We start from the raw sequence: 12,894 nt of genomic DNA, 5'->3' as shown, positions 1-12,894 counted from the left end.
AACCTGTTTTTTACAGCTTCTCGTGATTCACTTTTTCGATAAGCGAAAAATACAAGGGGCCTGCTCCTCCGCAGGTATCGGGTAAAAACCGGCTGCCAAACAGCGTTTTTTCGCCGAGTATGGGCGGTGTACTGTTTTTGCCGATTGTTTCGGGATTTGCCGCGCCAAATTCCATTGCTGCGGTACCGCCATGGATGGCGGCTTCGGTTCCGTATTTTTTTAACAGCTTTTGTACAACGCCGTCATTTTCCGCATCGGCAAGCGCACAGGTTGCGTATACTAAAAAGCCGCCCGGTTTTAATAGTAAGAAAGCTGCCGAAAGGAGCGCCCACTGCCGCTGTGCCAGCATTTTAATTCGTGCAGGTGTCCAGCAGGCAAGGTATTTTGCATCGGTAAGCACATGGCGCTCCGAAGAACAAGGTGCATCCAGCAAAATGCGGTCGTAATAGGCTTGCCGATAGCGGGGGAGGGTAGCGGCGTCATAACCGGTAACTTCGATGCGGGCGCTTATGTCCGGCGGCAGGTGTTCATCAAGTACGGTTAGCAGCCGTGCTCGGCGTGCCCGCGACAACTCGTTTGCCTGTATCTGCGCTTCCTGTCCCATACCGGAGGCGAGTACCAGCGTTTTGCCGCCCGGAGCGGCGCACATATCCAAATAGCTGCCCTCATCAATCGGCGGAAGCGCCTGTGCCGCATAGATACTCGCTCGGTCAAGATAATACGGCTTTCCGCCGCATACCGAAAACGCCACCGGTTGCGTCTTTTGTAAGAGCGCTTCCCGAAGCGCCGTCCAACGGTTGTCGAAAAGAGCGTTGTAGTAAGCTTCAAACGCGGCTGCCCCGCTTACCTGCTTCGACCGCTTCACAGGTGCCGCTCCGCGCCTATCTGATGGCTTGTAGGTAATGCAGCCGGGGCAGTTGTGTCCGTACCTGCTTCATGGTGTCCTTTATTTGTGAACGCTGTATTGTTTGTGCATGCCTCTATGCAAGCTTTCCAGAGGGTATCGGGCTGCATCGGCGGCGCTTCAACGGTAATGTTTTGGTGCGTAACCGGATGGATAAACGAGAGCTTGTAGGAATGCAGCCGTATGCCGCCGCTCGGTTCACTGCGCCGCGCTCCGTATTTTAAATCTCCCTTGATGGGATGTCCGGCGGCTGCCATCTGTACCCTAATCTGATGCGTGCGCCCTGTTTCCGGACTGATACGGATAAAGTCGTACCGGTCGCCTTCTCCGCATAAAGTCCAATATAAAACGGCTTTTTTAAGCGCCGGCTCCTTATGCTTTTTAGGTTTTGTGATATCGGCAGCAGTTGTATTTGCATGAGTTATATCGATAGGAGCCGCGCCGACAAAAGCTTTTTGTGTTTTGGTATGAAAGCCGAGCCAATGCTCCAGCCGCTGCGGCTCCGATACTGCTGCGGAGTGTACTGTAGACCGTTCGCATATTGCCCAATATTCTTTTTGCACAGATCCGGCTTCAAACGCGCGGGAAAACAGCGTTTGTACCTGTGCAGAAAAAGCTAGCAGTAGAAGACCGGATACGGGAGTATCAAGCCGGTTGACTGGAGTGACAAACGGTTTATGCGGAAAAAGCGGCGCGAAAAACGTTTGGGAATGCTCGCCGCTTGCTTTATACGCAACCGCACAGTAATCATCTTCAAAATAAATACGGGATGTTTCTTTGTACATAGTTCACAACAATAAAAACGCATTATAGTTATTTTTTTACGATGAGACAAGATACTTGACAAAGGTTTATCCAAGTGTTATGCTAAAATAAAAGGAGAAGTTATTATGAAAAGTTTGATTTTTATGGGATACCCGCATATACTGCTGGGGATAAACTTATTGATAGTAAATTATCTGTTAAGGAATCCTATTCGTTCTCTTACTCCTGTTGATGGCCTATACAAACAGCAGATTTCGGAATAGTATATTTGCGCTTGTAACTATTACGAAGGATGTTTTCTTTAACTAAGAAAGAAAAAAGTTAGGGCTGATATGGTATACAGAACAAAAACGGTAGAAGATACTATTAACTTTGGACAGGCTTTGGGCTGCTTACTCAATGCAGGCGATGTGCTCGCATTGCAAGGGTCGCTTGCTGCAGGGAAAACGCAGCTGACAAAAGGTATTGCGCAAGGGCTTGGTATATCCGAAGCAGTTACCAGCCCCACTTTCACCATCATATCGGAATATTACGGACGGTTGCCTCTTTACCACATGGATGTGTATCGTCTCAGCTCACCTGAAGATTTTTTAGATCTCGGCGTTGAAGATATGCTCTACGGTCAGGGCGTGTGTATCATCGAGTGGAGTGAAAAAATTATGTCCGAATTACCGGCACGCACCATCCTTATCCATATCAAAACAGAAGAAGATACAAGCAGAACTATTACTATCACAAACTGGCCGTATCAAACGGACAGCTTAATCGAATATGAGGCGGCACCATGAATATACTTGCAATAGATACCCTCACTCCGACCCTTACAATTGCGGCGCTTGGCTCTAAAGGATTGGTTACTCAATCCTTCGCCGGTAACGGTCCGTCCCATGCTGAACGGTTGCTCCCTCTGATTGATGCTGCCGTGTCAGCAGCGGGATTTACTGCCGCCGACACGGAAATAGTACTGGCGCCGGAAGGACCCGGTTCTTTTACCGGCCTAAGACTTGGCTTCGCCGCGGCAAAAGCGCTACAGCTCAGCAGTAATAGCTGCTTTATTCCCGTTCCTACACTTCCATGCATTGCATCACAGTATGAGGTGTGGAATGGAAGTATTGCCGCAGTGATAGATGCAAAAAGAGATCGCTTTTATATCCAACTCTTTAAAAACGGAACAGCAGTAACGGAAGTTTTTGACAAGACGGTGGCAGATATGCTCCCGTACTTTTCGAAAAACGAAGAATGGCTGGTTACCGGCTACGGAACGGCAGCGTTTAAAGATGCTGTTGCAATTTTACAAAGTAATATTCGCTTTTATTTTATTGAAGCGGCTCCTCTCTCTTTTGCATATTCAATGATTAAGTATATGCAAAGGCACGGTAATGTACTGAAGAATGCTGCAGATTATGCGGGGCCTCAGTATGTTCGGAAGAGCGATGCGGAGAAGGACTAATCTATGGAAAAAAGTATATCATCGGGACGGAAACAACAAATTGCAGGAGAGATGTCAGCGGCAGAACAAGAGGCGTATTTTAACGAGCTTGCTGAATTAACAAAAGTAGGGAGTATCCCTACGATGATTGTAGACAGTAATTTGGTTATACGCCACATGACCGAAAGCGTATATAAACTGTTTGCAGGTTATTATACATTGGAAAAAAAGCCGTTTTTTAATGTTTTCGGTAGAGTCTTTACTCAAACGGAAATAAAAGACTTTTTTGAAAGTATACGATCGCGAGAAAAGGGTTGGTCATGGATCGGTAATATGGTTCATAAATCGCATACATTAAAAACATTGTATACGAGAGTACGGTTCCATCCGCTTTTTGATAAGGAGAATCGTTACTTGCTTGGATATTGGGTAATTATTGAAGATACAACGGCTCAACAGATCGAAATGTATAAAATGATGTTAAACGGTTTACTGCAAGCATCTATGTTGAAAGATAATGATACCGGAAACCATGCACAACGGCTCAATTTTTATTGCCAAGAATTTGCCGATTACTTGTTTGGACTTAACCGGTATCCTCAAATTACCCAGGACTTTGTCGATAATATTTCCTTTTTAGCTGCCATTCATGATGTGGGAAAAATCGGGACGCCGGATTATATTCTGCAAAAACAAAGCAAACTAACCGGCCTCGAATGGGAAGTAATGAAGGAACACACAATAAACGGAGCGCTTATTATGTCTTCTTATCCTATTGCAATGGCAAAAGAAATAGCGTTAAGCCATCACGAGCGATGGGACGGCTCTGGATATCCGTTTAAATTGGAAGGAGAGATGATACCCCTTTCGGCAAGAATTGTAGCGATAGCTGATGTATATGATGCGTTACGTATGAAGCGTTCGTATAAAAACGAGCTTTCACATGATGAAGCGGTACAATATATTTTTGAAAATGCAGGAAAACATTTTGATCCACTGCTGGTAACGCATTTTAAAAAGATTCACCATGCATTTGATAGAATATGGCAAACCCTCAAAGATGAAGAAGAGGAACATTCTCCGGATTCCGTGCCACGAGCGGTGGTGTAGTGAGTGTTTAGCGATCAATTCATAATCAAAAGTTATCATTCCCCTGAATCGAATCGGACAGCTTGACGGTTTTTCGAGAATATACGGCACATCTGTTGCGTTGCATCAGGGATACCGAAAAAGTAATCGGTTTTTGAGACAGCCCCCTGTTGATTCCATTGCACTATCGTATGCGTGTATCGGCGGCGAAATCCGCATCGGTGATGAGCGAATAGGCATAGCCCTGTTCCGCAAGGAACTTTTGGCGATGATCGGCGCATTCTTCTTCAACGGAATGGCGGGTTACCAGCGTGTAAAAAAACGAATCCCGCTCTTTAGGCCGAAGAATACGCCCGAGCCGCTGGGCTTCCTCCTGCCGGCTGCCGAAAGTTCCGGAAATTTGGATTGCCACGGAAGCATCCGGTAAATCGATTGCGAAATTCGCTACCTTGGAAACCACCAGTACGGAAATATCGCCCGCTCTGAATGAGTCGTACAACACTTCCCTCTCGGCATTCGGCGTTTTTCCGGTGATGAGCGGCGCATGTACCTCTTCGGCTATTTTTTTCAGCTGCGTAATGTATTGTCCGATAATCAAAATTTGGTCGTCGGTATGCCGTGCAAGCAGCTGCCGGACAATTTCGTTTTTTGCTTCGTTCTCACTCGCAATCCGGTGTTTTTCGCGCAGGGGGGCGGCGGCATACTCAATCTCTTTAGAGACCGGCAAGGGGATGCGTATTTCCGTACAATAGGCATGGGCAATCCAGCCCTTTTCTTCCAGCTCCTTCCACGGCACGTCATAGCGCTTCGGGCCGACAAGACTGAATACATCACCCTCGCAGCCGTCCTCTCTGATCAGCGTTGCGGTTAAGCCGAGCCGTCTGATTACTTGCAGCTCTGCGGTAATGCGGAACACCGGAGCCGGAAGTAGATGTACTTCGTCATAGATAATTAACCCCCAGTTCCGTTTGCGGAACAGCTTAAAATGCGGAAACTCCGATTCGGTATCCGGTCGCCATGTCAAAATTTGATAGGTTGCCACGGTAACCGGCTTAATCTCTTTGGTATCGCTCGAATAAATACCGATGGTATCGGGTTCCAGTTCGGTTTTATCGATTAGCTCGCGCTTCCACTGATGCACCGCGGCGGTGTTGGTAGTTAGAATCAGCGTATCAGTGTTCAGCATCGACATAACCAGCATACCGACAATCGTCTTACCTGCACCGCACGGTAGTACAATCGTACCGAAGCCTGTTCCCGGCCCCTTATCACCGGTAAATGCTTGCGCCGCTTCCCGCTGATAGTCGCGGATAATAAAATCTCTTCCCTTTTTTGTCTGCGTACGTAAAGCTACCGCAAGCGGCGCACCGTCTTTCAACGGTACCTCATCGCGCACCGGCCAGCCCATTTTCAGCAATGCCTGTTTTACCGTACCGCGGTTCAAAAGCGCAATTAAAAACGAACGCGGTTTTTCCGCCGCAACCAGATACTTTGCGAGCTTCGGCGAAGCTTTTAATTCCTGATAAATCCGATCGCTTTCCGCTGTCAAATACAAAAACGAATTATCTTCACACTCGGTCAGTTTGATCTTGCCATATCTGCTGAACGTTTCTTCCACCCAACCGAGTACCGCAGGGGGAATATCAAAGCGGGAAAACCGTTTGAGCGTCTCCGTAATTTTTTCGGCAGTGAAGCCTGCGCTTGCGGCATTCCATAACGACAAGCCGGTTAAACGATAGGTATGCAAATGTTCGGGGGATTTTTCAAGTTCGGCAAAGGGGATAAGTGCAAAGCGTGCATCCGTTGCTTCCGGCGCATGGACGTCGAGTAATATGGAGCGGTCGCCTTGAATGATAAGCGGTTTTAACGAAGCGGACATAACGGATAATTTTACGCTATACTCTGGATTTAGTCAAATCGGTCTTTTGAAAATATACGGCGTATCTGCGCCAAAACTATACATCCGTGTATAGTTTTGGCTGCGAGTTTCGGCACTGCCGAAACATCGCTTCTGATTATCACAAGCGGCATCCATGCCGCTGCTGAAAACAGTCCTCAACGTATCATTTCCGCCATGGATGGCGGTGATTCTCGTCAGTAGCGTGTTTGCCTTGCAAACACGCAGTTCAAAAATATACACGGATGTATATTTTTGAACGTGCCTGCGGTTAATTTGTGCTCGCGCCTCGTATCTACGCCGTCTATTTTCAAAAGCGATGGCTGTAAGGGGATTTCTTTCGTTACTGCGCACAAATTAATCCTCAACGTATCTCAGAAGCGACACGGATGTCGCTGGTTCCATACAGTAACAAGTTTGCAATGCAAACTTGCAGCCCAAAAATGAACAAGGATGTTCATTTTTGGGCGAGGATGGCGGGGGTATTAAGCAGTAGCGAGATTTGTGGTATACACAAATCTCGTCGTTGACCAGGGTACAGGGACGTACACTGGTCAACGGCGCATCTGCGGTGTTTGGTTTATCACGCAAATAGACAGTCGGCTGTAAGTCTGATAAAATGTGTTCTACAAAAGTTTTTATAGGAGATGATATGAACTATTTTGTTCTCATCGGCATTGCGATTATCATCGTCGGTTTTATTTTTAAACTCGATGTTGTCGCAGTCGTATTGATTTCCGGTCTCGTTACCGGATTAATTGCAAAAATGGGACTGGTTGAAGTACTCAATGCAATAGGAACGGGATTTGTCAATAACCGTTATATGAGCTTGTTTTTTATTTCGTTCCCTGTTATCGCCATTATGGAACGGTACGGCTTAAAACTACGCGCCGCGGAATGTATCAAAAAGATTAAAGGCGCAAGCGCCGGTATGGTTATTTGGCTTTACATTGTAATCAGAACGATTGCTTCCGCTTTTTCAATTCGGTTGGGCGGTCATGTTCAGTTTATCCGTCCGCTCATTTTGCCGATGGCTGAGGGAGCCGCACGGAAGAATATCAAACTGACTGACGAAGATATTGAAAAAATCAAAGGGCTTGCCGGCGCTTCCGAAAACTACGGAAACTTCTTCGGGCAAAACATATTTCCCGTTGCATCCGGTGTTCTGTTGATTACCGGCACCTTGAAGGAACAGGGACTTGATATCAGCAATATCGATGTCGCAAAGTATTCCATTTTAGCGGGTGTTGCGATGGTGCTCATCGCGCTTGTCCAGTGCTGGCTGTTCGAAAAGCATTTAAGAAAAGGAGAGAAGCGCGATGTTTAGTTTTATCCATTCTCACAGTATGATTATCGACGAAATCATATACGGCCTCTGCGGTCTTGTTTCCATTATTACCGCATTCATCTCCTTAAAAGGGAAAAAGCATTTGAGCGGGACGTTTTTGTTTTGGGGTATTTTAGGCTTGTTGTTCATGTTCGGCAAAGTGATCGTATTGAACGTTCCGAACGGCGGAGCCATTATCGGCGGTTTATTGATTTTGCTGGGCATCTTGACATTGACAAAACAGGTAAAGATTGCAGACATCCCGACTGCCGAAAAAGAAGAGGTAGAAAAAAATTCGCAAAAGGTCGGCAATAAGATTTTTATTCCGGCGGTTTTAATCGGCGTTGTAGCAATGCTATTGGCGCAGGTCAAAAGTTTTAACATTTCGCTTGGAACCAATGCCGCAGGTAAGGCAATCATCTTCGGTTTTTCGACCGCTCAGGTTGTCGGCGCTGCATCGATTATTGCGTTGATTTTCGCGGTGGTGTTGGCAAAACCGACATTGAAAAATACCGTCAACGATACTTCAAAGATGCTGATGCAAGTCGGCTCCTCCAGCTTACTCCCGCAATTACTCGGCGTTTTAGGAGCGATATTCGCAACTGCCGGTATCGGTAAAATCATCGGTCAGTTTGCAAGCGGTATTGTACCGCAAGGAGTACCCATTCTCGGTGTTATCGCCTACTGCCTCGGTATGGTAATCTTTACGATGATTATGGGTAACGCATTTGCCGCCTTCACCGTCATTACCATCGGCGTCGGCGTTCCATTTGTTATTATGCAAGGCGGGAATCCGGCGGTTGTCGGTGCACTCGGTATGACCTGCGGATACTGCGGCACACTTTTAACGCCGATGGCGGCGAACTTCAACATCGTTCCCGCAGCAATTTTGGAAACCGAAAATAAATACACGCTTATTAAAACTCAAGCTTTTATGTCGGTTGCCTTGATCATCGTGCACATCATCTTGATGTCAATCTTCGCCTTTTAGGAGTAGAAACAAGGGCAACCGTACTGGAAATACTTTACACGGTTGCCTTCCATCTGCACAAAATTTAAAAAAATTTTGTGCAGTTTATTTTAGCAGAAGGGCAATCACATCAGACAAATCGAGCAAATTCCGCAGAATAATAGAGGTTATGTCTGTTAAAACAAGTTTTTCCGTTAGCCTTTTGGAAATAGGCGGTGCATATACGAGGCATGAACAAAAATTACCCGCAAACGTGCTTTTGCACGTTGAGGACTAATTTTTGTGAAATAACGAAGTAGATGCCCGTATATTTTCAAAAGGAAAGGGCGGACAGCCTCTGCTGCGGCAGGGATATCCAAAAACTTTCTGATGCGATTGCCCTGTAGGAGCCATGATGAAAATTTTAGTTACGGGATTCGATCCCTTCGGCGGAGAAAAAATCAACCCTGCGCTGGAAACCATTAAACGATTGCCTGATACCATTTTAGGCGCACAGATTATCAAACTTGAAATTCCGACAGTCGTAGGAAAGTCTTTAGCAAAGATAACGGAAGCGGTCGAGAAAGAAAATCCCGATGCGGTGTTAAGCATCGGGCAGGCAGGCGGCAGATCCGAAATTACCGTAGAAAGAGTCGGTATCAACATCGACGACTGCCGTATTCCCGATAACGAAGGAAATCAACCGATCGATGAACCGGTGGTAAAAGGCGGCCCCGCTGCATATTTTGTTACCGTTCCGATAAAGGCTATCGTTGAAAACATAAAAGCGCATAAGATTCCCGCTTCAATTTCCAACACGGCGGGTACTTTTATCTGCAACCATGTCTGTTACGGTGTCGCGCACCTTGCGGCGCAAAGGACGGTGGCGGGGAAACCGATGAAAAGCGGCTTTATCCATATTCCGTTTCTGCCCGAACAGGTAATCGGGAAACCGGCGCTTACCCCCTCGATGAGCTTGGAAACAATTGTCAGCGGCATTACCCACGCGCTTGAAGCCATCGTCAAACACGGTTCCGACATAAAGGTCTCGGGCGGGAAAATCTGCTAACAGTAGGTTCAGCATGAGTATTATCGGACTGCTAATCACGGCATTTTTACCGGCATCGGCAGCGGTCTGTATTGCAATAAAAAAACACGTTCCTGTTTATGCGCTTGCCGCCGTATTCTTTGCAGCGGCAGCGTCACTGCTTCCGGTGCTTGCGCTCCAGCATAGTGTGCATACTTTTTTAGATGTCGGTATTGCAAAACAATCGGAAGCGGTACGGCTCCTGTTTAACAGCTTTATTACGGCAGCCTGGATAGAAGAAGGTGTTAAAACAGGATTCTTCGGTTTAACGGCTGCTATGGTTTTAAAAAAAAGATTCGGGATTACACGAAGTATGCTGCTTGGCGTATTCTTCGGCTTTGTCTTTAGCGGTTTTGAAAATATCTCGTATAGTTTGCGGTATTCCAACGTGCAGTTTCTCAGACTGTTTACTGCCGCCTTATTACACGGGACACTCGGCTGTTTTTATGCATCGATGATATCTACCAAAACAAAGCGGAAAGCTGCGCTCGTCTTTCTCGCAGCGGTTGTTCTCCACGGGCTTTATAACTTTTTTATTTCGCTGGGCGGCGGCTTCATACTTCCCGCAGCGGCAGTACTCGGCATTGCCTGCTTATATGCGGGACGGCTTGTTACGCCTTCGCGTCCTTAATTATGAACCTCGAAAAACCGCAGTTTTTTAGAGGGGCTGTCCAACAACTTCAGTTTTTGGACAGTTTCCTTAAATTTATTTGCGATGTTTTGATTTAAGTCATTACATTGTAAAGACTTAAATCAAAACTCGTCGTGCATCTCTAAAAGCTAACCGAGCTTTTAGAGATGCACAATTCTGAATATCAACTCTACCTCAAGGTCGGAAGCTTTATAATGCCAAAAGATGATATCCGAAGTTTGCTCCACCGATACGGGGCTCAGTTGATAGAGTTTATACAGAAAAGAATTTGCATTCAGCGGTTCTTGGCGTAAATCCATCGTAATCTCGTACTGCTGAGCTTCCGTCTTCCGGCACAGAAAATAAGCGGTCTCATTCAGCTCGGCGCCGTTAGCCGTAAAACGGCGGTCTGCTCCATACAAGAACGAACCGTTTGCGGCGGGAGCGGAACAAAATGTATAAACCAAATCGTCTTTAATTTCCTTACCGTTTATCCGCAACCGAATAAGCTCCGCCGCAGCCCCTTGTGCAAGCGCAGCGTGAGCATCTGCCGCATTGCCCGCGCCGGTATTTCCGGCAGCACTCGCAGCATTGACGGTACCGGTAATCGTACCGCCGCTTGTGCCGGCAGCCTGAGCGGTTTGCGCTTGCAGTTTTTCCAGTTCGGTTAAAATTTTTGTTAAAACGGCGCCGCCCGTATCGGTTTGCAAACCGGTTACATTGCCCAACCCTGCATTGCCGCCTAATCCCGCATCGCTGCCGAGCAAATTATTGAGCAGCGTCAGGTTACCGCTGTTCTGGCTTAATGCCGCCAGTGTTTTAGCGTTGAGCCCATTCAGCGCCGTTGATTTTTTTACATCGCTTTTACCGGAATCGGAAGCGGAAGCGGCGTTTCCCGTCTGTTTCCCCTTCGCCCCTGCTGCTGACGATGGAGTACGTTTTTGCTGTAAAAATGTCGGAGGCTGAATAACGGGCGGCGCAGGCGGCCGAGTGATCCCTCCGCCGATAGTAACTTCAGGAATGTCCGGTATCGCAGGTATTTGCATTTGCCCGACTCCGGTATTATCCGCAGCAAGGGGAGAAAGCAGCCGCAGCAAAAAGAAAAAACAAAAGATAAACGGCGTTACGGGCATCTTTGCAAGCGTGTCTTCCAACTCGCTGAGTCGCGCTTGCAGGCTGACAATCGTGCGCTCTATCCGGCGTTTTTCATTTTCCAACTTACGCCGAGGGTCTTCATCCTGCGGTTTATTTTTTACGCTGTCGCGCACAAACGCAGGGCTGTGCTTTTGTAAAAAAAGATCTTCTGCTGCGGCGCGTTTATCGGGGTTTGCAATATTCGCAACCACCTTCATCGCTTCATAGCCGAGTTCCGGCTTTACATCGAACGCATGTATTTTCTCAATCGTCGCAGCGGAGGCGCGCGGCAGGCACAGCACACGGTCGATATAATCTTCGTAGCGGACACCGGCTTGCTTACAGAGCACCCGCGCCTTGCTCAAAAGCCTGCCGAGTTCCTTCATCAGCTTGCCGTCCTCCGCCATGATGGTCGTCCTGATTGTATCCGTCAGTTCGAGCAGCTCAGGCGATTCTTCCATCGTGATTTTATACAGCCCCTTCTCCTCCGCCTTTTGCAGCAGCCGGTGAAAATAGCTCCAAAACCGCTGCGTATGTACACGGCCGGAACGGGTGCCGTCCAGCTCGCAGAGCCGATGATGCGTATATTCGTGAATAGCGGTGTACAGCAGTTCGTTATCGACGGAAAAGTTTTTATTGTGCAGCAGAATCTCGTGTGTGTCGCTTTTATACAGCCCGTTGACTTTCTTGCTCGCCTTGCCGGTAAACGTTACCGAAAATTCAAGCCCCGACTCTTCAATCTGCAATAATATCTCTTTTACCTGATCCTGATTCATCGCGTTCCTCTCATATCCCATGCGCCGGAGTTTGCAAGACACACTGCAACAGCGGAAGTAACGGCGGTTTCCGTACGCAAAATTCTCCGTCCCATAGTATAGGCAGTGAACTGCTTTTTTGCAAACAGCAGCCGTTCATTCAGACTCCAGCCCCGCTCATTCCCGACGGCAAGCCACAGCGTTTGTTTTCCGTCCCACTGCAGCTGAGGCAGCGGATGCATCACAGGAATGCAGCGTGTGTCGCCTTGTTCACTATGCGCGTGTCCAATACGGTTTTGCCCAATATAACCTTGTTTCATGCGATTTTGTTCAATAGAACCTTGAGAACCTTGCTCAATTTGAAAAGGAACATCGAGCGCTGCCCGCAGATGATCCGGACGGATATCATCCTCATACCGGTCGAAAAAATGCCGTACACTATAAGCTCGATACACTTTCGGAATATGAGTATCCCCTGCCTGACTGCATCCGTCAATCAGCAGCCGCTCTATCTCCGTTTCCGCAGCGATATCCGCCTGCAGGTAGGATTTCTCACCCAGCTCGGTACCGGTCAGATACAACGCCTCAATTCCAAGCCCTGCGACATCACGCAAAATACGGCGCAGCTGAATGGGACGCGGAAACCCGAGTATCAGTCTGATGGGCGGCAACGCGGAAACATCGCCTTCTCCGCCCGCATCCTCCGATACGGTAAACCGTGCAGTCAACAGCTCATCGGAAAAGGAAGTGATCTCCGCCGTTCCTTTTTCCCCGTCAATGATACCCGCCTTGAATACTGCGCCCACACCGAGCTTCAGCACTTTTTTGATATGTAAAAAGCGTTCATCAGTTTTGGCAAAAGAAAAATTCCCGTCTGAAAGTTCTTCCTGTCGTAATAAAATGATATTCATGGCAGCCTTGCCGCCC

Annotated in this window: 12 protein-coding genes; 7 read left to right on the top strand and 5 right to left on the bottom strand. The window is 47.5% G+C overall.

All coding sequences use genetic code 11. From position 1 onward, the window contains the following. Positions 1-10: 10 nt before the first annotated feature. Positions 11-865, bottom strand: coding sequence for an RsmB/NOP family class I SAM-dependent RNA methyltransferase (locus tag ABH09_RS10035; RefSeq protein WP_253714276.1), 855 nt, complete (start codon positions 863-865; stop codon positions 11-13). Then, complete coding sequence (locus ABH09_RS10030) at positions 862-1,689, bottom strand: RluA family pseudouridine synthase (protein ID WP_253714275.1); 828 nt, start codon at positions 1,687-1,689, stop codon at positions 862-864. The genes ABH09_RS10035 and ABH09_RS10030 overlap by 4 nt, the downstream gene beginning before the upstream one ends. A gap of 312 nt (positions 1,690-2,001) precedes the next feature. Here ABH09_RS10030 and tsaE point away from each other — a divergent pair, with 312 nt between their 5' ends. The 3 genes from tsaE to ABH09_RS10015 are packed head-to-tail and all read left to right on the top strand — an operon-like array spanning position 2,002 to position 4,208. Further along, positions 2,002-2,457, top strand: a complete 456-nt coding sequence (gene tsaE, locus ABH09_RS10025) for a tRNA (adenosine(37)-N6)-threonylcarbamoyltransferase complex ATPase subunit type 1 TsaE (protein ID WP_162664184.1) — start codon at positions 2,002-2,004, stop codon at positions 2,455-2,457. Beyond that, positions 2,454-3,119, top strand: coding sequence for a tRNA (adenosine(37)-N6)-threonylcarbamoyltransferase complex dimerization subunit type 1 TsaB (gene tsaB / locus ABH09_RS10020; RefSeq protein WP_253714274.1), 666 nt, complete (start codon positions 2,454-2,456; stop codon positions 3,117-3,119). Before tsaE ends, tsaB begins: the two co-directional genes overlap by 4 nt. A 3-nt stretch (positions 3,120-3,122) precedes the next feature. Further along, positions 3,123-4,208 (top strand): HD-GYP domain-containing protein, encoded by a 1,086-nt coding sequence (locus tag ABH09_RS10015; protein WP_253714273.1) that lies wholly within the window; start codon positions 3,123-3,125, stop codon positions 4,206-4,208. 163 nt (positions 4,209-4,371) lie between these two features. Here ABH09_RS10015 and ABH09_RS10010 read toward each other — a convergent pair whose 3' ends face one another. Then, the gene (locus ABH09_RS10010; protein ID WP_253714272.1) at positions 4,372-6,066 is read right to left on the bottom strand and encodes a DNA repair helicase XPB; all 1,695 of its coding nucleotides are present in this window, start codon (positions 6,064-6,066) and stop codon (positions 4,372-4,374) included. 670 nt (positions 6,067-6,736) lie between these two features. Here ABH09_RS10010 and ABH09_RS10005 point away from each other — a divergent pair. The 4 genes from ABH09_RS10005 (at position 6,737) to ABH09_RS09990 (ending at position 10,078) form a co-directional block, all read left to right on the top strand. Next, on the top strand, positions 6,737-7,411 hold the full coding sequence (locus tag ABH09_RS10005) for a DUF969 domain-containing protein (RefSeq protein ID WP_253714271.1): 675 nt from the start codon (positions 6,737-6,739) through the stop codon (positions 7,409-7,411). Next, positions 7,404-8,402 (top strand): DUF979 domain-containing protein, encoded by a 999-nt coding sequence (locus ABH09_RS10000; RefSeq protein WP_162664180.1) that lies wholly within the window; start codon positions 7,404-7,406, stop codon positions 8,400-8,402. The genes ABH09_RS10005 and ABH09_RS10000 overlap by 8 nt, the downstream gene beginning before the upstream one ends. Before the next feature lie 373 nt (positions 8,403-8,775). Continuing rightward, positions 8,776-9,429 (top strand): pyroglutamyl-peptidase I, encoded by a 654-nt coding sequence (gene pcp / locus ABH09_RS09995; protein ID WP_371922157.1) that lies wholly within the window; start codon positions 8,776-8,778, stop codon positions 9,427-9,429. Between the two features lie 13 nt (positions 9,430-9,442). Then, positions 9,443-10,078, top strand: a complete 636-nt coding sequence (locus tag ABH09_RS09990) for a PrsW family glutamic-type intramembrane protease (protein WP_253714269.1) — start codon at positions 9,443-9,445, stop codon at positions 10,076-10,078. 161 nt (positions 10,079-10,239) lie between these two features. On the opposite strand, the gene ABH09_RS09985 is transcribed toward ABH09_RS09990, so the two are convergent. Further along, complete coding sequence (locus tag ABH09_RS09985; RefSeq protein ID WP_253714268.1) at positions 10,240-11,988, bottom strand: hypothetical protein; 1,749 nt, start codon at positions 11,986-11,988, stop codon at positions 10,240-10,242. Continuing rightward, entirely contained in the window at positions 11,985-12,878 is an 894-nt protein-coding gene (locus tag ABH09_RS09980) for an RsmE family RNA methyltransferase (protein ID WP_253714267.1), read from the bottom strand. The genes ABH09_RS09985 and ABH09_RS09980 overlap by 4 nt, the downstream gene beginning before the upstream one ends. Positions 12,879-12,894: the final 16 nt, after the last annotated feature.

It is taken from the genome of Treponema sp. OMZ 803 (genome assembly GCF_024181165.1).
Lineage (GTDB): Bacteria > Spirochaetota > Spirochaetia > Treponematales > Treponemataceae > Treponema.
The sequence above is the reverse complement of the archived record's forward strand: the minus strand, read 5'-3'. Positions and strand labels throughout refer to the sequence as shown.

Excerpts from the sequence above, each read along its gene's own strand:
- ABH09_RS10030 (WP_253714275.1), bottom strand. The coding sequence starts at position 1,689 with ATGTACAAAGAAACATCCCGTATTTATTTTGAAGATGATTACTGTGCG.
- tsaE (WP_162664184.1), top strand. The coding sequence starts at position 2,002 with ATGGTATACAGAACAAAAACGGTAGAAGATACTATTAACTTTGGACAG.
- tsaB (WP_253714274.1), top strand. The coding sequence starts at position 2,454 with ATGAATATACTTGCAATAGATACCCTCACTCCGACCCTTACAATTGCG.
- ABH09_RS10015 (WP_253714273.1), top strand. The coding sequence starts at position 3,123 with ATGGAAAAAAGTATATCATCGGGACGGAAACAACAAATTGCAGGAGAG.
- ABH09_RS10010 (WP_253714272.1), bottom strand. The coding sequence starts at position 6,066 with ATGTCCGCTTCGTTAAAACCGCTTATCATTCAAGGCGACCGCTCCATA.
- ABH09_RS10005 (WP_253714271.1), top strand. The coding sequence starts at position 6,737 with ATGAACTATTTTGTTCTCATCGGCATTGCGATTATCATCGTCGGTTTT.
- ABH09_RS10000 (WP_162664180.1), top strand. The coding sequence starts at position 7,404 with ATGTTTAGTTTTATCCATTCTCACAGTATGATTATCGACGAAATCATA.
- pcp (WP_371922157.1), top strand. The coding sequence starts at position 8,776 with ATGAAAATTTTAGTTACGGGATTCGATCCCTTCGGCGGAGAAAAAATC.
- ABH09_RS09990 (WP_253714269.1), top strand. The coding sequence starts at position 9,443 with ATGAGTATTATCGGACTGCTAATCACGGCATTTTTACCGGCATCGGCA.
- ABH09_RS09985 (WP_253714268.1), bottom strand. The coding sequence starts at position 11,988 with ATGAATCAGGATCAGGTAAAAGAGATATTATTGCAGATTGAAGAGTCG.
- ABH09_RS09980 (WP_253714267.1), bottom strand. The coding sequence starts at position 12,878 with ATGAATATCATTTTATTACGACAGGAAGAACTTTCAGACGGGAATTTT.